Raw genomic sequence first — 21,735 nt, forward strand, 5'->3', positions numbered from 1 at the left:
CCGCCGCGCTCGCCAGCACCGTGCGGCGCCGCGGATCGAACGATCGCGCGCTCACCGCGCGTCCCCGCGTGCGGCCGGCGGCAGCGTCGCGACGAGCGCGCGCCAGTCGTCGCGTTCGACCTTGCCCGGCTTGCGTTCGCCGAACAGCAGCGCGACGTGGTCGCCCTGCCGGTCGAACAGTTCGAGCGACGTGACGATGCCGTCGCTCGTCGGCTTCTTCACGACCCACGCGGCGGCGATCAGGTTCTCGCGCACGTGCAGGTTGAAGCCCGGGTCGAGCACGTTGATCCACGCGCCGACCTCGCGCACGTTCGCGACGGGGCCCGTATGGATCTGGATCATCCCCGCATTGCCGACGAACACCATGATCGGCTGGCCGCTTTGCGCGGCCCGTTCGAGCACGTGGCGCAGCGCATGCGCGGTTTCGACCGGATACGCGTATTGCGGATCGGCGAGGCGCAGCGCCTGCATGCGGCTCACGCCGAAGCGCTGCGTGATGCCGAAGAACTGGTGCGTGTCGGTCATCGCATCCCACGCGGCGCGGAAGCCCGCGACGTCGATCTCGGTGTCGGCGCGCTCGGGCGTCTTCGGCGCGGCGGGCGCGACGTCGAGGCCCGGCTCCTGCGACGGTGCGCGCCAGCGTTCGACGAACGCGTCGTACGCGGCGTGGTCGCTGTGCGCGCGCAGGTAGACCTTGTGGATCGCGCGGCCCTGCGCGTCGAAGAACTGCAGGCTCTTCAGCGGCCCGTGCGCGGTCTCGTCGCGCACCGCGAACGCCGACACCCAGTGGCGATAGAAGATCCGCAGGTCGATGTCGCCGAGCGCGAGTCCGACGGGGCCGTCATGGCTCATCTGCGCATATTCGCCGTCCTTTTCGTGGACGGCCGTGTCGTTGCGCGTGAGCGCCATCACGCGGCCGAGGCGCGGCATTTCCTCGAACATCGCCGGAAAGCGCGCGTCGAGCCGCACGACGTGCTCGCCGACGAACGCGGCGAGCGCCTCGCCTTCGCTGACGCCGAGCGCCTGCGCGACGTCGCGGTTGCGCAGCTGGCGCTCGGTCTTGAGCTTGATGAACGCGTCGCGCAGTGCGGCGGCCGCGCGGGCCGGGCCGGCCGGTTGACCGGGAAGGGCGGATTGCATCATGTCGGACTCCTTCAAGTAACGGTTGGGGTGGCAGCGCGGGCTTCGCGCATCAGAAATCCACTTTCATGCTGACGGCGACCGTGCGTCCGGGCGACGTATACGCATCGAGCACCTGCGAATCGGCCGCGATGCCGCGCACGTCCGACCAGTTCCAGTATTTGCGGTCGAACAGGTTGCGGATGCCGATCGTTGCGCTCACGTGCTTGTTGAAGCGGTAGCCGCCGCGCAGGTCGACGACGAACGACGACGGCGGCGTGAAGCACGCCTTGTTCGAACAGTCGGATTTGTCGATGTCCTTGTCGCGCTTGGCGGCCTGGAACAGCAGGTCGGTCTGCACGAACCAGCGCTCGCCCGGCTCGTAGCGCACGCCGAACACGGCCGAGAACGGGTTGACCGTGTTGAGCGGCTGGCTGGCCGCGCCGTCGTTCTGCGTCGAGCCCTTCGTGAACGCCATCGCCGTCTTCAGCGTGATGCCGTTCGGCATCGCCCATTCGGCGCGGCCTTCGAGGCCGTGGATGCGCGCGTCGGCGAAGTTCACGTACTGGAATACGGACGGGTCGGTCGGCCGGCCGCTGCCGGCGATCGTCGTGCGCGAGATGAAGTTGCGGTAGCGGCCCGTGAACGCGGCCGCGCTGTAGCGCACGACACCGTAGCCGGTGCCGGCCTTGCCGCGCAGGCCCGCTTCGAACGTATCGCTCGTCTCGGGCTTCAGGTTCGGATTGCCGATCGACGTATAGCCGTACACCGGGTTCGAGAAGCTGCTGTTCACCTGGTCGGGCGTCGGCGCGCGGAAGCCGTGCGCGTACTGCACGTACGGAATGACCGCGGGCGTGATCTCGTAGAGCACGGCGACGCGCGGCGACAGTTCGTTCGCGCTCGTCGACACGGCCTTGCCGGTGAACAGCGGATCGTTTCCGGTCGGGCTCAGCCGGTACGTGTCGAAGCGCAGGCCCGGCGTGACGAGCAGGCGGCCGTAGCCGATCTGGTCCTGCACGAACGCGCCGAACAGCGTGTAGTCGGTGTCGGGGAATGCCTTGTTCGGGAACGCTTCGCCGACGCCCGGCACCGTGCCGTCGCGCAGGTTCGTCACGCGCGACAGGCTGCCGTCGATGCCGTACAGCAGCTTGTGCGCGAGCGGGCCCGTCGCGAAGCCGCTTTCGGCAAACGCGGAGCCGCCGAACGTGCGTTCCTTGTACTGGTTGTCGCGCGAGCGCGACTTCAGCGGCGCGCCGCGCGTCTCGAACGCGTACTGGTCCTGCTTCGCGTCCTGGTAGTAGAACTGCACGTGCGCGGTCTGGAACCAGCGGAACGCGTCGTCGCGGAAGTCGTAGTCGACGCTGAAGCGGTTGCGCTCGAGCCGGTCGTTCGTCGTGAGGCCGAGCGTATTCGGCGGATTGATCGCGGACAGCACGTCGGTGCTCACGCGCCGCTGCACGGTTTCCGCGGTGAACTTGATCGTGTCGCGCGCGGTGGGCGTCAGCACGAGCTTGCCGAGCAGCGATTCGGAATAGACGTCCTGCGGGTTCGACGTCGTGCGCAGCGTGCTCGCCGAGTTGTTGCCGCCGCGCGTGTCGACCTCGTGGCCGCGCCGGCCGTCGGCGATGATCATCCCCTGCACGCGGTCGCTGCCGCCCGCGGCCGACACGGTCGCGCCGATGCTGCGGTCGGCCGAGTCGTAGCTCGGCCGGAACGAGAAGTAATAGGGCTTGTGGTAGATCGACAGCAGGTCGCGCGGATCCTTCGTGATGAAGTTCACCGCGCCGGTCAGGCCGTCGCTGCCATAGAGCGCCGAGGCCGGCCCGCGCAGGATCTCGATGCGCTTGAGCGTGTCGAGATCGGCGTAGTCGCCGCGCCCCGCTTCTAGCGGCCCGAACGAGAACGCGTTCGGCAGGCGGATGCCGTCTTCCATCAGCAGCACGCGATTGCCTTCGAGGCCGCGGATATTGATGCTCGAATCGCCGTCGCGGCCGCCGCCGAGCGCGGCGCTGCCGGGCCGGTACGCGGTGCGGCGCACCGTGATGCCCGGCTCGTAGCGCAGTGCGTCCTTGATGTTCGTGGCCTGCTGTTCCTCGAGATCGTCGTCGGTGATCACCGACACGGACGCCGCCGTGCGGCTCGCAGCGGTGGCCGTGCGGGTGGCCGTGACGGTGACGGGGTCGAGCAGCGCCGCATCGCCGCGCGTGGACGCGGCGACGAGGACGGCAGGAGGCGGGGTGGCGCCTTGCGGCGACGAATCGGCGTGAGCCGGGGCGGCGGACAGGCCGAACGCGCCGAACAGCGCGGCGCAGATCGGCCGCCGCGCCAGCGGATAGCAATGCACAGGTGGTCTCCCATTGACGAAAACAAGCCCGAAGGCTGGCTGGGTGACGCGTTCACCTGGCTGGCCCGTCCGCGCGCGGCATGCGGCGAACGGCGAATTGAAAGAAACTGATAACTTTACCAGTGTAAATGAGAATCATTATCGGTACAAGGAAGGAAAGCGGCCCGTGCGGGTGAGCGCTTGCCTGCGCGGCTCGAGTGAGCCGCGGCGGGAAATTCGGGAGAAACGCGCAGGCGCGCCAGCGCTAGGCCAGCGCTTCGATGCGGATCAGCAGGTTGCGCGCATGCGCGATGAACGCATCGTGCGTTGCGCGATCGCTGTGGCTTTCGAGGCCCGCCTGTTCGGCGAACGCGATCTGTTCGGTGTAGAGATCGACGAGCGCACGGCGTTCGTCAAGGGGAAGCGCGCGGATCATCGACACGAGCAGCAGTTCCTGCGCGCGAAGCATGCCGGACAGCAATTGAACGTTCATGCCGACCTCCTCGGACGATGCGGCGGCGGGCCGCTCTTTCCATACTAGGCGGTCGGCGTACGCAGCGCAGGCGCGGGGTTCGCGCTGATGATGCGGGAAGCCGATTCGACGAAGACGACTCGGCCCGACGCAACGATGTGCCGCGCGAGCCGATACGCGCCGCGCGCATCCGCGGATCGCGCATCCAAGCGTGCAGCGATGCGAATGGAATCAGCCTGCAGCCGTCGCGGCTTGCGCATCGCGCACGACCTGCGCGACGCGTTCGACGAATTCGGCATCGACGCTCGACAGCGCTTCGCGCTTGCCGTCGGGCATCTCGACCATCAGGCGATACGTGACGTCCTGCGTGGTCCAGGCGAGATAACCGACGACGGCGAGCATCACGCCGACGACGAGTGCGGCGCTCGATGCGCCGATGCCGCCTGCGATGGCGGCGGCCGCACCGATCAGCGAGATCAGCGCCGGAACGACGCGGTTTTTCGGAATCTTGACGACGTCGACGTGGCGGATGTCACGCAGCGCGAATACCTGCCCGGCGGCCGACAGGCCGTTGCGCGTGATCATGACGCCGCGTTCGTTGAATGCGTTTTCCATCGTGTGTTGCGTGGACGAAAACGCGCAGCGTAGCAGGTTTCGTTGCCGCGTCAAACGAGACCGACTGCCGCACGATGCGTGCGGGGCGGCCGAAATACGGGAAGCGGGGGAACAGGGAGGCGTTCAGAACTGCAGCCGGCCGTCGCCGTAAAGCCGGCCCGGCACGTGCGACGCAACGACCTCGGCGATCTCTTCGTCGGTCGATTCGGCCGGCACGATCTGGCGCCGCGCGGGCGCGTCGAGATGCATCGTCCATTCGACGAGCCGGTACGGGCGGCCCCACGGGCGCTGCATTGCTACCGATACGCGGCAGCTCTGGACCGGCAGCGAGTGTTGGCACGTCAGAATCGCGTGCAGATGGCTGAAAACGGTATCTTCGATCATCATGGCCTCCGATCCTGTCTTGTGGGCAATCGATGGCGGCGCCGTCGGCATGTAAAAAAAAAGCCGCCGATGCTCAGGCGGCCAACAGGGGGGGTGAGAGCATCCTCTCAGCCCAGAATTAAGCGAAACTTAAAAGCAGATAAAAAAGCGCCCCGCGTGGAGCGGGGCGCTTCTTGCCGTCGTGATCCGCGAGTTAAGCGGATGCTTTAGAACTTGTGACGGATACCGACGCGAGCGGCGAGCTGGTTCGACGAGCCGTTGCCCGACGTGTTGAAGTAGCTCGTGCTCGAACCGATCTGCGCCTGCACGTTGTTGCCCGACGCCTTCTGGTAGACGACGAGGCCGTACACGTCCGTACGCTTGCTGAGCGCGTAGTCGAGACCCAGGTTGCCCTGGTTCCAGTGCGCCGAGCCGCCGCTTTGCGTCGCGTTCGTGTACGTGTAGCCGGCGGCTGCCGACAGGGCCGGCGTGATCGCGTACTTCACGCCTGCTTCATACGCGTTGTAGAACGTGCCCGATGCGCCGCTCGCGAGCGGGGTGAACTGCGTGCGCGTCCACAGCAGCCATGCGGTCGCCGGGCCGAAGATGTAGCGGCCGCCGACGCCATACGTGCGCAGGTCGCGGATGTTGCCCGTGCTGATGTTCGCGATCGTCGTCGAGAACGCCGGCGTCGACTGGCTCGGGAAGCGGATGTCCGTGTAGGCAGCGCCGAGCGAGAACGGGCCGTTCGCGTAGTTCAGGCCGAAGCTGTATGCGCGCGACGAGCCTGCCGTCGTCGTCGTGCCCGACGTCGTGGCCGGTGCGCCGGCGAAGTCGGTCGAGTTCGAGAAGCCGTACAACGCGCCGAACGTGAAGCCCGCGTAGTTCGCGCTCTGGAACTTCACCGAGTTGTTGATGCGGCTGGACGTGAGCTGGTCGACGTCGTTCACGTGGTACGCGTAGTTACCCGCGACCGTGTTGCCGCCCGTCGAGTAGTTCGAGCCGAGGATGTCGGTCGAGAACGAGTACTGGCGGCCGAACGTGACCGTGCCGTATTGCGACTGGCTCAGGCCGACGTAAGCCTGGCGACCGAAGATCGCGCCGCCCTGGCCGATCGTGCCGTTGCCGCTGTTGAAGCCGTTTTCGAGCACGAAGATCGCCTTCAGGCCGCCACCGAGGTCTTCGGTGCCGCGCAGGCCCCAACGGCTGCCCTGGGCAACGCCGTCGTCGTACTTGAACAGCTTGCCCGAGCCGCCGTTGGCGGTCTTGCTGTGGTTCACGTAGCTGATACCGGCATCGATGACGCCGTACAGGGTCACGCTGCTTTGCGCGTGTGCCGTGCCGGCCGTTGCTGCGAGGGCGGCGATGGTCAACAGTTTCTTGTTCAAAGGATTCTCCGAGCGAATGAATGGCGTGTCCAGTTGCGGTTCCGGCGCTCTCTATGGGCGCTTTCACGGACCGGCGGCAACTTTATCGGCGGGCCACGTAATGAATATGACAGCGACTGTCATATGAAGAATGTGTGGTGCCGATGCGACATTACGGCCTGCTTGCATAGGGAACGCATGTCCGTTCCCTATGCAAGCAGGCCCTGAATTCTGCCCGGCTGTATGCGAGGGAGTTATACCGATTTCGGCTGAGATTCGATCCCGATCGGGAATATGCACATGAAATAAGCTTGGTTGGCGGTGTTCGGGCCCCGTGCCACGATCCGTGCTCCAACAACGACACGGGACAAGAGGACACCATGCGACGTTCGATCCTGACCGGCCTCGGCGCACTCGCCGCGGCGCTGGCATTCGCGGCGCCCGGCGCGCACGCCGACCCGCAAACGCTGAAGATCGGCACGATGAGCGGCCCCGACGCGCAGATCTGGACCGAAGTAACGAAAGTGGCCGCGCGCGAAGGGCTTGCGATCAAGGTCATCGAATTCAACGACTACGTGCAGCCGAACGCGGCGCTCGATTCGGGCGACCTCGACGCGAACGGCTTCCAGCACCAGCCGTTCCTCGACAGCCAGATCAAGCAGCGCGGCTACAGGATCGTCAACGTCGGGCTCACCTACACGGCGCCGATGGGTTTCTATTCGAAGAAGATCAAGTCGCTGAAGGACTTGCCGGTCGGTGCGAAGGTCGGGATCCAGAACGATCCGTCGAACGGCAACCGCGCGCTCCTGCTGCTGCAGAAATACGGGGTGATCAAGCTGAAGCCGGGCGCCGGCACGAACGGCGTGAACGCGACGCCGCTCGACGTGGCCGAGAATCCGAAGAAGATCAGGATCGTCGAGCTCGATGCCGCGCAGTTGCCGCGCGCGCTGCCCGATGTCGATGCCGCGTCGATCAACACCGACTACGCGGTGAAGGCGGGGCTCACGCCGGTGAAGGATGCGATCGCGATCGAGGATCTGCGCGGGCCGTATGCGAACCTGATCGCAGTGCGCGCGCAGGACAAGGACAAGCCGTGGGTGAAGAAGCTCGTCGCGGCCTATGAATCGGACGACGTGCGCAAGTTCATCGACCAGAAGTTCGGCGGCGCGATCGTGCCGGCGTTCTGAGCGCCCAGGCGTGCCGCCGCCCGGCCGGATCGCCGGGCGCATATCGGAAAGCAAATCGCCCGCGCTAGCGGGCGATTGCATTGGTGGTTGTTGGCACGGGTCGGTGCGCGCGTTTACCCGGCGCGCGGGCCGATCTCAGGCCGACAGCAGCGAACCCGTGCGGATCGCGGTCGCGCCGGCGATTCGCGCGACTTCCATGCCGGCCGTCGCGAAGCGCACGATCTGGCGCGCGTACAGCACGCCCGACACGCTGCTCTTCAGCGTGACGACGCGATCGGTCAGCGGATCGACGATGTCGGCCACTTCCTGGCCGGCCTCGATCATCGCACCGACCGGCGTGCGGAACACGATCACGCCGGACACCGGCGCGACGAGCGGATCGGTGCCCGCGAGCGGCGTGGCCGGATGCGCGAGCGGCGGCAGCGGCGCCGGCGTGCCGTCGACGATGCCGCGCTCGGTCAGGTATTCGACGATCGCCTGAGAATCCTTTTCGGCGAACTCGTACGACACGTCGCGTTCGCTGCGCAGTTCCACCGTGACGGAAATCGCGCCGTTCGGGATCGGGAAGCGGTCGCCGAAGCGGCTGCGCAGATCCGACCAGCAGAAGCTGTGGATCTCGTCGAACGGGTTGCCGACCGAATTCAGCGCGAGCAGCGACGCCTGCGCGTCGAGATAGCGCGACAGCGGCTCGACGTCCTGCCACAGATCGGGATTCGTATAGAGGTGCATCACCGCATCGCTGTCGCAGTGCAGGTCGAGCACGATATCGGCGTCGAACGACAGCTTCTGCAGCGCGAGGCGCTGCGAGTCGAGCTCGGTGCGCGGCTTCTGCTCGTCGAGCGCTTCGCGCATCGCGGCGCGCACGGCGACGAGGTTGCGCTGCGCGTCGTTCGTGAGCCGGCTTTCGACGCGCGGCAGCACGAGCGCCGCGAGATCGTAGAAATTGCGGTTGAAGTTCTGCATCGAGCCGAGCTCGAAGCGGCCGAGGTGATCGCCGAACACGTGTTGCGACAGGCCGATCGGGTTCGGCACGGGCACGATGACGACTTCGCCGCGCAGCTTGCCGGCCGTCTCGAGCGCGGCGATCTTGCGGCGCAGCAGCGCGGCGACCAGCATGCCGGGCAGTTCGTCCGCGTGCAGCGACGACTGGATATAGACCTTCTTGCCGCCGCGCGGGCCGTAGTGGAAGCTCGTGATCTGGCGTTCGGTGCCGACGGCAGGGGAAATCAGCGGATGGGTCTGCGTTTGCATGATGAGGGGAGTGCGGCGCAGCCGCGAATGATCCGGTGTGCGTGGAAGATCGATTGTACGTTGCCTGCGTCGCCGCCATCAAACCGGTGACAGAGCGCGCTGATTTTCCTTGAGAATCATCGGGTTGGCGCGGAAAAAATAACGTTTCCGGCGCCGTGCGCGCAAAAAAACGGGCTCCTTGCGGAGCCCGTTTGCGTCGAAGCGAATGGCTCGCTTGCTTGCCGGATTACTTGCCGTAGACGTCGAAATCGAAGTACTTCTTCGCGATCTTGTCGTACGTGCCGTCCTTGCGCATGCCGGTGATCGCGCTGTCGATCTTCGCCTTCAGGTCGGTGTCTTCCTTGCGCAGGCCGATGCCGGCGCCGTTGCCGAGCGTCTTCGGATCGTCGATATCCTTGCCTGCGAAATCGAAGCCCGCGCCGCGCGGCGTCTTCAGGAAGCCGATCTCGGCCTGCACCGCGTCCTGCAGCGCGCCGTCCAGACGGCCCGCGATCAGGTCGGCATAGACCTGGTCCTGGTTCTGGTAGGGGACGACCTTCACGCCCTTCGCCGCCCAGTAGGTCTTTGCGTAGGTTTCCTGGATCGTGCCCTGTTCGACGCCGATCGACTTGCCCTTCAGCGATTCGGCCGTCGGCAGCAGGCCGGCGCCCTTCTTCGCGACGAGGCGCGTCGGCGTATTGAACAGCTTCGACGAGAACGCGATCTGTTCCTCGCGCGCCGGCGTCATCGACATCGACGACAGCACGCCGTCGAACTTGCGCGCCTTCAGCGCCGGGATCATCCCGTCGAAGTCGTTTTCGATCCACACGCATTTCGCGTTCATGCGGCGGCAGATTTCGTTGCCGAGGTCGACGTCGAAGCCGACCACCTTGCCGTCCGGGCCTTTCGATTCGAAAGGCGGGTAGCTTGCGTCGACGCCGAACCGCACGGTCGTCCAGTCCTTCGCGTACGCGCTGCCGGCCGATACGGCAAGCAGGGCAACGGTCACAGCCGCAAGAATCTTTTTCACTCGGTGACTCCTCGTTTTGTTCGATGGGTGCGCGGTTGTGCCGCGCCGTAAGCCTTCGGTCCGGCACGGCTTCGCGCCGGACTGTCCGTTTCGCCCGCCCGATGCGGGCGCACGACGTGCGGAGATTATCAAGACAAAATACCGGCAGGGCGCCTAGGACAAGCCCCGATACCGGGCCCGGCGGCGGCGCGCGGCTGCGCGCGACCGTTTCAGACACAGGAACGATTCAGCCGAGCGTTTCGTTGACCGCCCGCTGCAGGCACGTGACGAATTGCGAAACGGCGGGCGTGGGCAGCATGTCGCGCCGCGCGATGATCGACAGGTCGAAGCGCGGCATGCTTTCGTCGAGTTCGGCCGTGCGGATGCCGAGCGGCGCGACCATCGCGGCGAGCGGGCGCGTGAAGCAGCCGATCACGTCCGAGCGCGCGACGAGCCCGAGCGTCACCGCGAACGACATCGGCGATCTCAGCAGGCGTTTCGGCAGCGGCAGCCCGCGCGCCTCGAACATCCCGACCATCACGCTGTGCGGAAACTGCTCGGCGCCGACGGTGACGATCCACTCGGCGTCGAGCAATTCCTCTAAACGGCGCGCATGCGCGAGCGGGTGGCCCTCGCGCATCACGACGGTGAATTCGGTCGACAGCAGCGGCGATTGCGTGAAATCGCGGTCGAGCGCGGGCACATGGTGCATCGCGGCGATGTCGAGCGTGCCGTTGCGCAATTGCGCGAGCGCGTCGGGCACCGTCACTTCCTCGAGATGCAGGCTGACGTTCGGCATCGACCGGCGGAACGCCGTCACCGCGTGCGGCAGCGCCGTCAGCGCGATCGACGGCATCGTGCCGACCGCGACGCGCCCCGACATCTCGCCTTTCACCTGCTCGACGGCCTCGACCGTGCGGCGGATGTCGCCGAGCAACTGCTCGGCACGCGGCAGCAGCGCATGGCCGCAGGCGGTCAGCTCGACGCCGCGCACGCTGCGCGCGAGCAGTTCCGCGTTGAGCGCCGTTTCGAGTTCGCGGATCGTGTGCGTGATCGCGGGCTGCGTGACGCCGAGCTCGCGTGCGGCGGCGCGCAGGCTCTTGAGATGCGCGGCGGAGACGAATGCCTGGAGCTGCGCGATGTTCAGGGGATTGCGGATGCGGGTCATCGGTCGGGTCCGGTTGGCGCGAAAGGGGCTTTGGCGGGCGAAGTGGCGGGGGCGGCGGCTTCCGGTCGCGATCCTGACGATTGTGCGCGTGGGTTCACGTCGTCGGGTCGACGCATCGGGTGCCGATGCGCAGCGCGAGCGTCATGCGCCGGACCGCGCGCGGAACGCGTGACGATACCGCTGCGGCGACGTGCCGACGATGCGCGCGAACCGCTCGCGAAACGCGGTCACCGAACCGAACCCGGCTTCCGTTGCCACATGTTCGATCGACAGCTCCGTGACTTCCAGCAACTGCTGCGCATGCCTGACGCGCGCGGTCTGCAGCCATTGCCGCGGCGACGTGCCCGTCTGCTCCTGAAAGCGCCGCGTCAGCGTGCGCACGCTCGTCGACGCCTTGCGGGCCATCGCGTCGAGCGTGAGCGGCTTGTGCAGGTTGGCCTGCAGCCAGTCCATCAGGCTTTGCAGCCCGTCGGTGCCGGCCGGCCATTCCGGCGCGATGAACTGCGCCTGCCCGCCTTCGCGGACGCGCGGCGCCACCGCGTAGCGTGCGGCGTCGACGGCGACCGCCGCGCCGTAGTCGGCCTGGATCATGTGCAGGCACAGATCGAGGCCGGCCGCTGCGCCGGCCGACGTCAGGATCTGGCCGTTGTCGACGAACAGCACGTTCGGGTCGACCGTCACGTTGGGGTAGCGGCGCGCGAGTTCGCCGGCCGCCAGCCAGTGCGTCGTCGCGCGCAGGCCGTCGAGCAGCCCGGCTTCCGCGAGCACGAACGCGCCGCTGCAGATCGACGCAATCCGGCAACCGCGCGCGGCCGCCGCGCATAGGGCCGCGATCACGCGGCGCGACGTCGGCGCGAGCGGCACGGACGTGCCGGGGACGACGATCGTGTCGGCGTCGGCGAGCGCATCGAGACGAAACGCGGGCCGCAGTTCGAACAGGTCGCCGGCGACGCGCGCATGCTCGCTGCACACGCGCACGCGGTACGCATGCTCGACGCCGGGCGAACGCACGCGCGCGAACGTGTCGCATGCGACGCCCAGATCGAACGGGACGACATCGGGCAGAGCGAGGACGGCGACCGTATGCATGGCGTTCGAGGCCGTGGCCAGAATCCGTTTAAAGATGGCATTCTAGCCAATGGATCGGGCCCGTACCACACGCCATAATTGCGGCTGACCAACCTGGGGGCCCATCGATGAAACAAGACGATCGCAATGCGTTGCGCAACCTGCAGTACCTGTCGCTGCTGGAGGCGACCACGCTCGTCGTGCTGGTGTGCATCGCCGTGCCGCTCAAGCATCTGGCCGGTTATCCGGTCGCGGTATCGATCATGGGCCCGATTCACGGTATCGCTTTCGCTATGTACGTGTGGGCGGTCGTCGGCACCGCGTCGAGCGGGCTGTGGAGCAAGGGCGACGTCGCGCGGCTCGTGCTGTCGGCCGTCGTGCCGTTTGCGGGGCTGGCGAGCGCCGGATGGATCGCGCGCAGGCGGCACGCGCAATGATTTACCTGCTGCTCAAGGCCGCGCATGTCGTCGCCGTCGTCACGTTCGTCGGCGGGCTGCTGATGCTGTCCGTCGGCGTCCGTATCGCCAACCTCGCCGTGCATCGCGCGGTGCGGCGCTGGGATCGTTCGGTGACGGTGCCCGCGCTCGCGCTCGTCTGGATCACGGGGATTGCGATCGCGCTGAGCGGACACTGGTTCGGCGCCGCGTGGCTGTCGGTGAAGCTGGTAGTCGTCACCGCGCTGTCGGCGCTGCACGGGATGCTGGCCGGCACGCTGCGGCGCATGGAGCGCGACGATCTCGTCGTCGTGCCCGCGCAATGGCTCGGGCAGGCAGCGGGCGCTGTCGTGGTCGCGGCGGGGATCGTCGTCGGGCTGGTCGTGATCAAGCCGTTTTGATGCGTTGGCCTACGCCAGCGCCGTTTCGACGGCCGCCAGCATGCGGCGCCGGATCCACCCGCTCCCCAGCCGGATCGCGAGCCAGTACGGCGTAAACAGCCGCCGCGTCCGTGCGATCGGGCAGTGGATGAAGGTTTCGGTACGCAGGATGTACGCACCCGATGCCAGCCCGACGACTTCGAACCGGAGCACCAGCTTCGCGTCGCGTGGGTCGTCGTGCCGGACGAAGGCCGTTGCATCGGCGATGGCGCGTACGTCGGTCGTCGGGCGCCAGAAGCGTCCGACGAGACCGAGCGACAGCGACGTGTCGTCCCGGTGAAGCAGCGTGAACGTGTGGAAACCGAAACGCGCGCGTTCGCTTCGGGCCGGCCCGTTGCGAAGCGTGTCGACGACGGCCGACGGGAATTCGCGCACCGTCATCAGTGCATCGACGACCGGATCGGCGCGCATGTCGAGCGACGCGACCGCGTCGATGATGCGGGCCGGCGACGCATGGATCGGCTGCGATTCGTGCACTTCGTGGAAGCCGAACGACGGGATGAACGGCGGCTTGCGCGCCGAGGTCCGGGTGCTCGATTCGGAGACGATGCCGAGCGCGTTCATGGGCGGCTCCTGAAGGCAAAGCTCGATCGTAGCACCGGGCGCGAATTGGCGCCGCGCCGCTTCGGCGATGCGCATCGCACCGCGCCGCATCGACAAAAAAAGCCCGGAAACTCGCGTTCCCAGGCGGGAGACCATCAACGATGATGGTGGAGGAGACGTTGTCGTCCGGATGCGCGCCGTCCTTCTGCCGGCGACGTCGCGCACGATCCGCGGTCAGATCGCCCAGCCGCCGAGATAGAACGTGACGAGCACGGCCGCGATCAGCACGGTGCCGACGTTGAGCTTGCGGAATTCGCCGCTCGCAATGCGGCCGATCACGAGCGTCGAGAAGCCGAGCATGATGCCCGTCACGATGTTCGCGGTCAGCACGATGAACACCGCGCACACGAGGCCGGACATCGCATCGACCATGTCGTCCATGTGCAACTTGCTCACGCTGCCGAGCATCAGCAGGCCGACGTACATCAGCGCGGGTGCCGTGGCGTACGACGGCACGAGGCCCGCGAGCGGCGAGAAGAACATCACGACGAGGAACAGCAGGCCGACCACGGCCGCCGCGAGGCCCGTCTTCGCGCCGGCGGCCACGCCGACACTCGACTCGATGTAGGCCGCCGCCGGTGCGCCGCCGAGGAAGCCGGAGAAGATCGAGCTGAGCGAATCGGCGGTCAGCGCGCGGCCGCCGTTGATGATGCGGCCATTCTCGTCGAGCTGGCCGGCCTGCCCGGCGACCGCGCGGATCGTGCCGGTCGCGTCGAACACGGCCGTCATCACCAGCGCGAGCACGCTCGGCAGCACGGCCATCGACAGCGCGCCCTTGATGTCCATCGCGCCGATCAGCGACGCATGGCCCGGTGCGCTCAGCGACGGCAGCGCGAAGATGCCGTGGTACTTCACGGCCGGGTCGAACACGAGGCCGAACACCGAGATCGCGATCACGACGAGCAGGATGCCGCCCGGCACGCGACGCTTTTCGAGGCCGAAGATCGCGGCGAGGCCGACGACCGACATGATGACCGGGAACGCGGTGATCTGGCCGAGCGAGACCGGCAGGCCGGCGCCCGGGTTCTTGATCACGAGGCCGACGTCGTTCGACGCGATCAGCAGCAGGAACAGGCCGATGCCGATGCCGGTGCCGTGCGCGACGCCCGCGGGCAGGTTGCGCAGGATCCACGAGCGCACGCCGGTGACCGAGATGCCCGTGAACACGAGGCCCATCAGGAACACGGCGCCGAGCGCGACCGTCGGATGCAGCCCCTTGCCGAGCACGAGGCCGAACGCGGTGAACGCGGTCAGCGAGATCGCGCAGCCGATCGCGATCGGCAGCTTCGCCCACAGGCCCATCAGCAGCGAGCCGAACGCGGTGGTGAGGCAGACCGCGACGAACACGGCGCTCGTGTCGAAGCCGGCCTTGCCGAACATGCCGGGCACGACGAACACGGAATAGACCATCGCGAGGAACGTGGTCACGCCCGCAATGATTTCGCCGCGCTGCGTGCTGCCGCGCGACGAAATGCCGAAGTACCGGTCGATGACTCCCTTGGTGCCAAAGTCAGTTTCTTCCGCGCCGACGCCGACCGTCGGCTGCACCGGGGTATCACTCATGAGCTTGCTCCTTTATCAGCATGCTGAAACGGCCCGTAGCGAACCGTCGTCAGGGTGTCTCGTATCTGGTTGGGATTATCGGCAACGTCGTGGGGACGAATGACGCGTGATCCGTGTCGTCATGCGCGAATCGAAACGATCGCGAGCGTGTCGCGTCGTACGGCGCGTTGTGTTGTCGACCCCGTCACGTGTGCTTTGCCGTAGCGAAGGTTAGGCGAACGGCTCATCACGTCCCATTGGGGGAAGAGCATGCAGCGCATGTCGCAGCGCTTATATCGGCGTGAAACGGGGCTTCGTCGTGCCGGAACGCGTGTATACGCCTAGTTCGAATCCGTTAAGGCGACTATTTGAATGCGGGGTCGGCGGGCAGGGCCGAAGCGGGTGGTGCATCGGGTATTACGAAAGTCTTTCGTCGTGGCCGGTGCCGTCCACGCGTCAATTGTGCGCGAGACGCTCGAGGTACGCGCAGAACATGTCGCCCATGGCCGCCGAATACGCGTCGATTTCCACGGGCGTGCGCTCGCTTTCCGAAAACGCCTTGCCGGCCGTGGCGAGCGTGGTGGTGATCAGGTCGCACGCGAGCGCGCGCGTGGCGTCCGGCGCATCGGGCAGCGCCTCCCGCATGAACGCCTGGAAGATGCGGTTGCCGGCCGCTTTCGCTTCCTGCGCCTCGGGCGCGTCGCGATAGAGCGGCGCGGCGTCGTCGAGCGCGATGCGCATGCGCGCCTCGTCGCATTCCGAACGGATGAACGCGTGGACGGCCGTGCGCAGCCGCTCGGGCGGCGTTTGACGCGCATCCTCCAGCATGCCGCGCAGCATCTCGGATGTCTGCCGCCATTCGTCGTACTGCAGCCGGAACAGCACGGCCGCCTTGTTCGGGAAGTACTGGTACAGCGAGCCGACGCTCACGCCGGCCCGCTCGGCGACGCGCGCCATCGTGAAGCGCTGCGCGCCTTCGCTCGCCAAAACCTGAACAGCGGCCTGGAGGACGTCTTCGACGAGACGCGTCGAGCGGGCCTGCTGGGGCTGTTTGCGCGTGGCGATCCGGGTGTTTCGGCGGTCGGTCATGAGCGGTTTGCCAATGCGAATAGTAAAACCTGAATAGTTCGTCATATTCTAATCGGGTGCAACGACGCACTCAACCCGATACCGGAGATTCGCATGACCACCCTGATTCTCGACCCGCTTGCCTCGCTGCTGGAGCGCCTGTTCGACGAGGCCGACGCGTCGTCGCCCGCGACGAGCCCGGACTTTGCCGACCTGTCGCACGACGAGCACGCGCGGCTGATGCGCAGCAAGACCGACTACGCCGATTTTTATGCGCGCCTGAAGGATTACCCGCTCGCCGTATCGCGCGAGACGGGCACGCTGCTGTATATGCTCGCGCGCAGCCGTGGCGCGCGGGCGATCGTCGAATTCGGCACGTCGTTCGGCATTTCGACGCTGCATCTCGCGGCCGCGCTGCGCGACAACGGCGGCGGCCGGTTGATCACGAGCGAGTTCGAGCCGTCGAAGGTCGTGCGCGCGCGGGCGAACCTGACGGCCGCCGGGCTTGCCGATCTCGTGGAGATTCGCGAAGGCGATGCGCTGCGCACGCTGGCCGCCGACCTTCCGGATACGGTCGATCTGCTGCTGCTCGACGGCGCGAAGGCGCTGTATCCCGAGATACTCGCGCTGGTCGAATCGCGGCTCGGGGCGGGTGCGTTCGTCGTCGCCGACAACGCGGAATACAGCCCCGACTACCTCGCTTATGTGCGCGCACCGGAAAACGGCTATCTGTCGGTGCCGTTCGGCGGCGATGTCGAGCTGTCGATGCGGATACGCTGAGCACGTTGCAACCGTAACGATGACGCGGACGATTTCATGCTTCCATTCATAAAATATAGGAAAACTGATTGAATGGATGCGTGACGGCAGGTAGCAGGATGGCGCCCGGCGCTTCGGGCGCCGTACGCGTCACTTCAGGAACACATAGCGCGCAAAGTACGGGAAGCGGCCGATCGCATGTTCGGTCGCGCACGTCGCAGCCGGCGGCGTGCCGCCCGCGGTATCGAGCCGCTGCACGAAGCGCACGCCGGCGAGCGTGCCGGTTGCGGCCGGCGTCGCGGCGAGCAGCAGTTGCGCAATGCTGCCCGGGCGCGCGCTCGGCGCTTCCGCGAGCTTCTTGCCGGTGATGCGGCTGCCGTCGAGCGCTTCCCACGACGGCCCCGCGCCGTGCCGGACGACGAGCGTGCCGTCGGCGTCGAACAGCATCGCCTCCGGGCGCTGGAATGTCCACGCGAGCCGGTGTTCATTGTCGTATTCGCATGCGTAGATCTGTACGCCGGTCGCGGTGGTCGACAGTACCGGCGTCGCAGGCTCGGGCGGCGCGAGACCGGCCGCATCTTCTGCGTAAGCCGGCAACGTGAAAGCCGCGAAGGAAAGGCCGGCCGCGAGGGCCAGCAGCATGTCGCGTTTCGGAGAGCGGCTTGGCATGGCGGGGCGTCCTTTCAGGTCGGGTGACGGTCGTGCGGGGTCGATCCCGTAAACGCTAGACGCCGATTGCGCAGGCTGCAATTCGGAAATGGCAATCGCGGCGCTAGTCGCCGCGATTGCCACCGAATGGCTATGCGCGGCCGCTCGTCGCGGCGGTCGCGCGGAAGCAGCTCAGGCCGCGCCGGCCGGCGTCGGCGCGTGTTCCGCGATCAGGCGCTCGGCCTTCAGCGCGTCCCACAGTCCGGACGGAATCGGCGCCGCGGCCAGCCGCAGGTTCTCGTCGATGCGATCGGGCCGGCTCGCGCCGGGGATCACGGCCGCGACGGCCGGGTGCGCGAGCGAGAACTGCAGCGCCACCGCGCGGACGTCCACATCGAAGCGCTCGCCGATCTGCCGGATGCGCGCGACGCGATCGAGCATGTCCTGCGTCGCCGGCTGATACTCGAAGTGGGTGCCGCCGGCGAGCACGCCGGAATTGTACGGACCGCCGACGATGATGCCGAGCCCGCGCGCGACGCTTTCCGGCATCAGCCGTTCGAGCGCGCCCGCATGGTCGAGCAGCGTGTAGCGGCCGGCGAGCAGGAAGCCGTCGGGATCCGAGCGTTCGAGGGCGAGCTCGCACGGCTCGACGCGGTTCACGCCGAGGCCCCAGCCCTTGATGACCTTCTCGTCGCGCAGCCGCGTGAGCGCTTTCGCCGCACCCGACATCGCGACGTCGAACACGTCGAGCCAGCGCTCGCCGTGGAAGTCGATGGCCGGATCGTGGATCCACACTGTGTCGAGCCGGTCGGTGCGCAGCCGCTCGAGGCTCGCTTCGATCGAGCGCAGCGTGCCGTCCTCGGTGTAGTCGTAGACGATCTTGTTCGGCAGGCCATGGCAGAACAGGCCGCCCTTCTCGCCGAGATCGCGCTGCGACGCGTCCTCGTGTTCGTCGAGGACCAGCCGGCCGACCTTCGTGCCGAGCGAATATTCGTCGCGCGGCCGGCCGGCGAGCGCTTCGCCGAGGCGCAGCTCGGCGAGGCCCGCGCCATACAGCGGCGCGGCGTCGAAGTAGCGGATACCGCTTTCCCAGGCCGCATCGACCGTGGCCAGTGCTTCTTCGTTCGGGATGTCGCGATACATGTTGCCCAGCGGCGCCGTGCCGAAACCCAGGCGGGAAGGGAGCGTGATTCTCATGTCGGATTCCTGTGGATCGTTCACGCGGCGGCTTGCGCGAGCGTCGGATAGTCCGTCAGGCCCTGTGCGCCGCCGCCGAACAGCGTGTTGCGGTCGTGCGGCGTGAGCGCGGCGCCGGTGCGCAGGCGTTCGGGCAGGTCGGGGTTCGCGACGAACGGGCGGCCGAAGGCGACGAGGTCGGCCCAGCCGGCGGCGATCGCTTCGCGCGCGCGCTCGGCGGTGTACGCACCGGCGTAGATCAGCACGCCCGGGTACGCGGCGCGCAGTTGCCGCTTGAATTCGACCGGCATCAGCGGTGCGTCGTCCCAGTCGGCTTCCGCGATGTGCAGGTAGCCGACCCCGAGCTCGCCGAGCAGCTTCGCGGCGGCGAGGTAGGTCGTTTCCGGATCGTCGTCGACGCAGCCGTTCAGCGTGGTCAGCGGCGCGAGGCGGATGCCGACGCGCGACGCGTCGCCGGTGCCTTCGATCAGCGCCTGCGCGACTTCGCGCAGGAAGCGCAGCCGGTTTTCCAGCGAGCCGCCGTACGCGTCGGTGCGCGTGTTCGCATTCGAGTCGATGAACTGGTTCACGAGATAGCCGTTCGCGCCGTGCAGTTCGACGCCGTCGAAGCCGGCTTCGATCGCGTGGCGCGCGGCGGCGCGGTACTGGCCGACGATCTCGCGGATCTCGTCGATCGTCAGCGCGCGCGGCTCGGACGCCTGCACGAAGCCCGGCGTGCTGCCGTCTTCACCGGCGATGAACACGTTCACGCCCTTCGCCTGGATCGGCGACGACGACACGGGTTGCCGGCCGCCGAGCAGGCTCGTGTGGCTCAGCCGGCCGACGTGCCACAGCTGCGCGAACATGCGCCCGTGCGCGGCATGCACGGCGTCCGTCACCTTGCGCCAGCCGGCGACCTGCGACGGCGTGTGAATGCCGGGCGTCCACGCGTAGCCCTTGCCGAGCGGCGCGATATAGGTGCCTTCGCTGACGATCAGGCCCGCGCTCGCGCGCTGCGCGTAATACGCGGCCATCAGTTCGTTGGCTTCGTCGCCGGGCTGGCTCGCGCGCGAACGCGTCATGGGCGGCATCACGACGCGGTTCGGCAGCGTCAGCGTGCCGAGTCGCAGCGGTTGAAAAAGCGGGTCCTGGGTCATGGTGAATTCCTGTCGGTGCCGCGGCCGGCTGGCCGCGAACGGGTCGATTGAGGGTGCGGCGCGCTTAGTCCCACTTCGGCGCGAGGCCGGCCGGGTCGACTTCGCGGCCGTTGCGGTCAAGCGCGGCGATCTGCGCCATGTCTTCGTCGGTCAGGCGCAGCGTCTGCGCGAGCAGGTTGCTCGCGAGGTTCTCGCGCTTCGTCGACGACGGAATCACCGAGTAGCCGAGCTGCAGCGCCCACGCGAGTGCGACCTGTGCGGGCGTCGCGTGATGACGTTGCGCGATCGCGCCGATCACCGGGTCGCCGAGCACCTTGCCGTACGCGAGCGTCATGTACGACGTCACGTGGATGCCTTCGCCGTTCAGGAACTCGACGAGCTTGCGGTTCTGCAGGTACGGGCTCAGTTCGATCTGGTTCGTCGCGATCGCGTCCTTGCCGACGGCCGCGATCGCTTCCTTCGTCAGTGCGATGTTGAAGTTCGAGATGCCGATCTGGCGCGTGAGGCCCTTTGCCTTCGCATCGGCGAGCGCGGTCATGAACGTGTCGAGCGCGACGCCGTTGTCCGGGGCCGGCCAGTGGATCAGCGTCAGGTCGACATGGTCGGTGCGCAGCTTGCGCAGGCTTTCTTCGAGGCTCGGCACGAGCTTGTCCGGCGCGTAGTTGTCGACCCAGATCTTGGTGGTCAGGAACAGGTCTTCGCGGCGCACGCCAGACGCGGCGATCGCTTCGCCGACTTCGGCTTCGTTGCCGTAGATCTGCGCGGTGTCGATCGCGCGGTAGCCGAGCTCGAGGCCGTTGCGGACCGAGTCGACGACGACCTGGCCTTGCAGGCGGAAAGTGCCGAGGCCGAATGCGGGAATCTTGCTCATCGTGTGCTCCTGGGAGAGGGGAACGGTTGCGGTATGCGAGTCATTCTGGCGTTTGAGACTGATGAGATAAACGCCTTTAGAGGTCAAAAATATTTGATTTGAATTCAAATATCGGTTGTGAACCGGGCCCGCTGCGGGTCGGTGCCGGCCTTATGCGACGCGTGTTTGCGCGCTCGCGTTCGCATTCGCATGGAACGCCGGCAGCACGTCCGCTGCGATCTCGGCCATCGTCTCGTCGAGCGGACGGCGGTTGCGGCGGAAATGCAGGCCGATGTGCCGCACGCCGGCGTCGCGCATCGCAGCGAGTTCCTCGGTCAGCGCGATGCGTCCCGCGCGGGCGCCGAAGCGGTGCCGCTGCAGCGGTTCGTGCGGATCTTCCGCGAGGTCGAGGTGGATGAAGCTCACGTATGGCTTGTCGCCTGCTACTGCGCGCCAGTTCGCGGCGCGCTGCGCGTGGTCGGCCGGCGTGCCCGGATACGCGAGGCAGCCGTCCATGTGCTCGCCGATCCACGCGGGCGTCTGCTGTGCGAGGCCTGCGACGAGCAGCGGCACCGGCGAACGGGCGGCCGGCAGCACGTCGAGGCCGGGCGGCAGGTGAGCGCGCGCGCCGTCGCGCAGCAGTGCGATCTGGTCGCGGAAATTCGCGCCGCGCGATGCGAAGTCGCGGCCGAACAGCGGATATTCGACCGGCCGGTCGCCGCTCGCGACGCCGAGCAGCAGTCGGCCGCCGCTCAGTTCCTGGATCGTCGCGGCCGATTTCAGCGTCAGCAGCGGTTCGCGCAGCGGCAGCACGACGGCCGCCGTGCCGAGCAGGATGTCGCGCGTGATGCCGGCGAGGTAGCCGAGATACGAGAACGTTTCGAACACCTGCGCGGCGTCGCCGAACGACGGGTCGTACACCGGCACGTCGCGTACCCAGAGCGCGCGGAAGCCGAGCGTGTCGGCCAGTTGCGCGAGCTCCGCGTGGATTTCCAGATTGGGCACGCCGGGGCGGCGGCCGTCATGCTGGCGCTTCGCGTCGCCGGCCGGCGACCAGTCGTTGTCGAGCGGCAGTTCGATACCGACGCTGAAGCCGCCGTCGGCGAGTTTGTCGAGTGAAGTGGACATGGTCGGGCT

22 protein-coding genes are annotated in these 21,735 nt (G+C 67.3%); 4 read left to right on the forward strand and 18 right to left on the reverse strand.

From position 1 onward, the window contains the following. Positions 1-51: 51 nt before the first annotated feature. The 6 genes from ACPUER_RS24675 to ACPUER_RS24700 all read right to left on the reverse strand — a co-directional run bounded on the left by ACPUER_RS24675 (position 52) and on the right by ACPUER_RS24700 (position 6,280). The gene (locus tag ACPUER_RS24675; RefSeq protein WP_425132375.1) at positions 52-1,143 is read right to left on the reverse strand and encodes a hemin-degrading factor; all 1,092 of its coding nucleotides are present in this window, start codon (positions 1,141-1,143) and stop codon (positions 52-54) included. Positions 1,144-1,192: 49 nt separating this feature from the next. Continuing rightward, a complete protein-coding gene (locus ACPUER_RS24680; RefSeq protein ID WP_425132376.1) occupies positions 1,193-3,463 on the reverse strand; it encodes a TonB-dependent hemoglobin/transferrin/lactoferrin family receptor in 2,271 nt (756 codons plus the stop codon). Positions 3,464-3,707: 244 nt separating this feature from the next. Beyond that, complete coding sequence (locus tag ACPUER_RS24685; RefSeq protein WP_034181704.1) at positions 3,708-3,935, reverse strand: hypothetical protein; 228 nt, start codon at positions 3,933-3,935, stop codon at positions 3,708-3,710. 210 nt (positions 3,936-4,145) lie between these two features. Beyond that, entirely contained in the window at positions 4,146-4,529 is a 384-nt protein-coding gene (locus ACPUER_RS24690) for a DUF6232 family protein (protein ID WP_072440201.1), read from the reverse strand. A gap of 123 nt (positions 4,530-4,652) precedes the next feature. Further along, positions 4,653-4,913 (reverse strand): DUF2866 domain-containing protein, encoded by a 261-nt coding sequence (locus tag ACPUER_RS24695; protein WP_072440302.1) that lies wholly within the window; start codon positions 4,911-4,913, stop codon positions 4,653-4,655. A gap of 206 nt (positions 4,914-5,119) precedes the next feature. Next, on the reverse strand, positions 5,120-6,280 hold the full coding sequence (locus tag ACPUER_RS24700) for a porin (RefSeq protein WP_425132377.1): 1,161 nt from the start codon (positions 6,278-6,280) through the stop codon (positions 5,120-5,122). Between the two features lie 359 nt (positions 6,281-6,639). Here ACPUER_RS24700 and ACPUER_RS24705 point away from each other — a divergent pair, with 359 nt between their 5' ends. Next, the gene (locus tag ACPUER_RS24705; protein ID WP_034181708.1) at positions 6,640-7,446 is read left to right on the forward strand and encodes a MetQ/NlpA family ABC transporter substrate-binding protein; all 807 of its coding nucleotides are present in this window, start codon (positions 6,640-6,642) and stop codon (positions 7,444-7,446) included. A 135-nt stretch (positions 7,447-7,581) separates the two neighbouring features. Here ACPUER_RS24705 and ACPUER_RS24710 read toward each other — a convergent pair whose 3' ends face one another. The 4 genes from ACPUER_RS24710 to ACPUER_RS24725 all read right to left on the reverse strand — a co-directional run bounded on the left by ACPUER_RS24710 (position 7,582) and on the right by ACPUER_RS24725 (position 11,942). After that, the gene (locus tag ACPUER_RS24710; protein ID WP_175960048.1) at positions 7,582-8,697 is read right to left on the reverse strand and encodes a succinylglutamate desuccinylase/aspartoacylase family protein; all 1,116 of its coding nucleotides are present in this window, start codon (positions 8,695-8,697) and stop codon (positions 7,582-7,584) included. Between the two features lie 226 nt (positions 8,698-8,923). Continuing rightward, positions 8,924-9,706, reverse strand: coding sequence for an ABC transporter substrate-binding protein (locus ACPUER_RS24715; protein WP_072440207.1), 783 nt, complete (start codon positions 9,704-9,706; stop codon positions 8,924-8,926). Positions 9,707-9,932: 226 nt separating this feature from the next. Next, entirely contained in the window at positions 9,933-10,853 is a 921-nt protein-coding gene (locus tag ACPUER_RS24720) for a LysR substrate-binding domain-containing protein (RefSeq protein ID WP_165948156.1), read from the reverse strand. 141 nt (positions 10,854-10,994) lie between these two features. Further along, complete coding sequence (locus ACPUER_RS24725; protein WP_425132378.1) at positions 10,995-11,942, reverse strand: GlxA family transcriptional regulator; 948 nt, start codon at positions 11,940-11,942, stop codon at positions 10,995-10,997. A 107-nt stretch (positions 11,943-12,049) separates the two neighbouring features. Here ACPUER_RS24725 and ACPUER_RS24730 point away from each other — a divergent pair, with 107 nt between their 5' ends. Then, complete coding sequence (locus tag ACPUER_RS24730; RefSeq protein ID WP_111019019.1) at positions 12,050-12,358, forward strand: DUF3817 domain-containing protein; 309 nt, start codon at positions 12,050-12,052, stop codon at positions 12,356-12,358. Continuing rightward, positions 12,355-12,756 (forward strand): CopD family protein, encoded by a 402-nt coding sequence (locus ACPUER_RS24735; RefSeq protein ID WP_175960050.1) that lies wholly within the window; start codon positions 12,355-12,357, stop codon positions 12,754-12,756. Before ACPUER_RS24730 ends, ACPUER_RS24735 begins: the two co-directional genes overlap by 4 nt. A gap of 9 nt (positions 12,757-12,765) precedes the next feature. Here ACPUER_RS24735 and ACPUER_RS24740 read toward each other — a convergent pair whose 3' ends face one another. From ACPUER_RS24740 to ACPUER_RS24750, 3 genes are all read right to left on the reverse strand, one after another. Continuing rightward, positions 12,766-13,359: a hypothetical protein gene (locus tag ACPUER_RS24740; RefSeq protein ID WP_175960051.1), complete on the reverse strand. Its 594-nt coding sequence runs from the start codon at positions 13,357-13,359 to the stop codon at positions 12,766-12,768. Between the two features lie 213 nt (positions 13,360-13,572). Further along, entirely contained in the window at positions 13,573-14,961 is a 1,389-nt protein-coding gene (locus ACPUER_RS24745) for an NCS2 family permease (protein ID WP_425132379.1), read from the reverse strand. Between the two features lie 435 nt (positions 14,962-15,396). After that, on the reverse strand, positions 15,397-16,074 hold the full coding sequence (locus tag ACPUER_RS24750) for a TetR family transcriptional regulator (protein ID WP_175960053.1): 678 nt from the start codon (positions 16,072-16,074) through the stop codon (positions 15,397-15,399). A gap of 48 nt (positions 16,075-16,122) precedes the next feature. Here ACPUER_RS24750 and ACPUER_RS24755 point away from each other — a divergent pair, with 48 nt between their 5' ends. Then, positions 16,123-16,788 carry an O-methyltransferase gene (locus ACPUER_RS24755; RefSeq protein WP_425132380.1) on the forward strand — a complete coding sequence of 222 codons (666 nt, stop codon included), beginning with the start codon at positions 16,123-16,125 and terminating at the stop codon, positions 16,786-16,788. A 129-nt stretch (positions 16,789-16,917) separates the two neighbouring features. On the opposite strand, the gene ACPUER_RS24760 is transcribed toward ACPUER_RS24755, so the two are convergent. The 5 genes from ACPUER_RS24760 to ACPUER_RS24780 all read right to left on the reverse strand — a co-directional run bounded on the left by ACPUER_RS24760 (position 16,918) and on the right by ACPUER_RS24780 (position 21,726). Then, on the reverse strand, positions 16,918-17,436 hold the full coding sequence (locus tag ACPUER_RS24760; RefSeq protein ID WP_425132381.1) for a DUF3455 domain-containing protein: 519 nt from the start codon (positions 17,434-17,436) through the stop codon (positions 16,918-16,920). A 171-nt stretch (positions 17,437-17,607) separates the two neighbouring features. Beyond that, positions 17,608-18,612 carry an aldo/keto reductase gene (locus tag ACPUER_RS24765; protein ID WP_425132382.1) on the reverse strand — a complete coding sequence of 335 codons (1,005 nt, stop codon included), beginning with the start codon at positions 18,610-18,612 and terminating at the stop codon, positions 17,608-17,610. 20 nt (positions 18,613-18,632) lie between these two features. Next, complete coding sequence (locus ACPUER_RS24770) at positions 18,633-19,748, reverse strand: alkene reductase (protein WP_425132383.1); 1,116 nt, start codon at positions 19,746-19,748, stop codon at positions 18,633-18,635. Positions 19,749-19,812: 64 nt separating this feature from the next. Further along, entirely contained in the window at positions 19,813-20,619 is an 807-nt protein-coding gene (gene dkgB, locus ACPUER_RS24775; RefSeq protein ID WP_310136608.1) for a 2,5-didehydrogluconate reductase DkgB, read from the reverse strand. A gap of 150 nt (positions 20,620-20,769) precedes the next feature. Next, positions 20,770-21,726: an LLM class oxidoreductase gene (locus ACPUER_RS24780; RefSeq protein WP_425132384.1), complete on the reverse strand. Its 957-nt coding sequence runs from the start codon at positions 21,724-21,726 to the stop codon at positions 20,770-20,772. Positions 21,727-21,735: the final 9 nt, after the last annotated feature.

This window comes from Burkholderia sp. DN3021, from assembly GCF_049805555.1.
GTDB classification, from domain to species: Bacteria; Pseudomonadota; Gammaproteobacteria; order Burkholderiales; family Burkholderiaceae; genus Burkholderia; species Burkholderia pyrrocinia_C.

What these genes read in the sequence shown, in the direction of transcription:
- ACPUER_RS24750 (WP_175960053.1), bottom strand. Translation starts at nt 16,074, where the DNA reads ATGACGAACTATTCAGGTTTTACTATTCGCATTGGCAAACCGCTCATG.
- ACPUER_RS24735 (WP_175960050.1), top strand. Translation starts at nt 12,355, where the DNA reads ATGATTTACCTGCTGCTCAAGGCCGCGCATGTCGTCGCCGTCGTCACG.
- ACPUER_RS24755 (WP_425132380.1), top strand. Translation starts at nt 16,123, where the DNA reads ATGACCACCCTGATTCTCGACCCGCTTGCCTCGCTGCTGGAGCGCCTG.
- dkgB (WP_310136608.1), bottom strand. Translation starts at nt 20,619, where the DNA reads ATGAGCAAGATTCCCGCATTCGGCCTCGGCACTTTCCGCCTGCAAGGC.
- ACPUER_RS24690 (WP_072440201.1), bottom strand. Translation starts at nt 4,529, where the DNA reads ATGGAAAACGCATTCAACGAACGCGGCGTCATGATCACGCGCAACGGC.
- ACPUER_RS24685 (WP_034181704.1), bottom strand. Translation starts at nt 3,935, where the DNA reads ATGAACGTTCAATTGCTGTCCGGCATGCTTCGCGCGCAGGAACTGCTG.
- ACPUER_RS24695 (WP_072440302.1), bottom strand. Translation starts at nt 4,913, where the DNA reads ATGATCGAAGATACCGTTTTCAGCCATCTGCACGCGATTCTGACGTGC.
- ACPUER_RS24720 (WP_165948156.1), bottom strand. Translation starts at nt 10,853, where the DNA reads ATGACCCGCATCCGCAATCCCCTGAACATCGCGCAGCTCCAGGCATTC.
- ACPUER_RS24770 (WP_425132383.1), bottom strand. Translation starts at nt 19,748, where the DNA reads ATGACCCAGGACCCGCTTTTTCAACCGCTGCGACTCGGCACGCTGACG.
- ACPUER_RS24780 (WP_425132384.1), bottom strand. Translation starts at nt 21,726, where the DNA reads ATGTCCACTTCACTCGACAAACTCGCCGACGGCGGCTTCAGCGTCGGT.
- ACPUER_RS24760 (WP_425132381.1), bottom strand. Translation starts at nt 17,436, where the DNA reads ATGCCAAGCCGCTCTCCGAAACGCGACATGCTGCTGGCCCTCGCGGCC.
- ACPUER_RS24740 (WP_175960051.1), bottom strand. Translation starts at nt 13,359, where the DNA reads ATGAACGCGCTCGGCATCGTCTCCGAATCGAGCACCCGGACCTCGGCG.
- ACPUER_RS24765 (WP_425132382.1), bottom strand. Translation starts at nt 18,612, where the DNA reads ATGAGAATCACGCTCCCTTCCCGCCTGGGTTTCGGCACGGCGCCGCTG.
- ACPUER_RS24710 (WP_175960048.1), bottom strand. Translation starts at nt 8,697, where the DNA reads ATGCAAACGCAGACCCATCCGCTGATTTCCCCTGCCGTCGGCACCGAA.
- ACPUER_RS24730 (WP_111019019.1), top strand. Translation starts at nt 12,050, where the DNA reads ATGAAACAAGACGATCGCAATGCGTTGCGCAACCTGCAGTACCTGTCG.
- ACPUER_RS24705 (WP_034181708.1), top strand. Translation starts at nt 6,640, where the DNA reads ATGCGACGTTCGATCCTGACCGGCCTCGGCGCACTCGCCGCGGCGCTG.
- ACPUER_RS24745 (WP_425132379.1), bottom strand. Translation starts at nt 14,961, where the DNA reads ATGAGTGATACCCCGGTGCAGCCGACGGTCGGCGTCGGCGCGGAAGAA.
- ACPUER_RS24725 (WP_425132378.1), bottom strand. Translation starts at nt 11,942, where the DNA reads ATGCATACGGTCGCCGTCCTCGCTCTGCCCGATGTCGTCCCGTTCGAT.
- ACPUER_RS24675 (WP_425132375.1), bottom strand. Translation starts at nt 1,143, where the DNA reads ATGATGCAATCCGCCCTTCCCGGTCAACCGGCCGGCCCGGCCCGCGCG.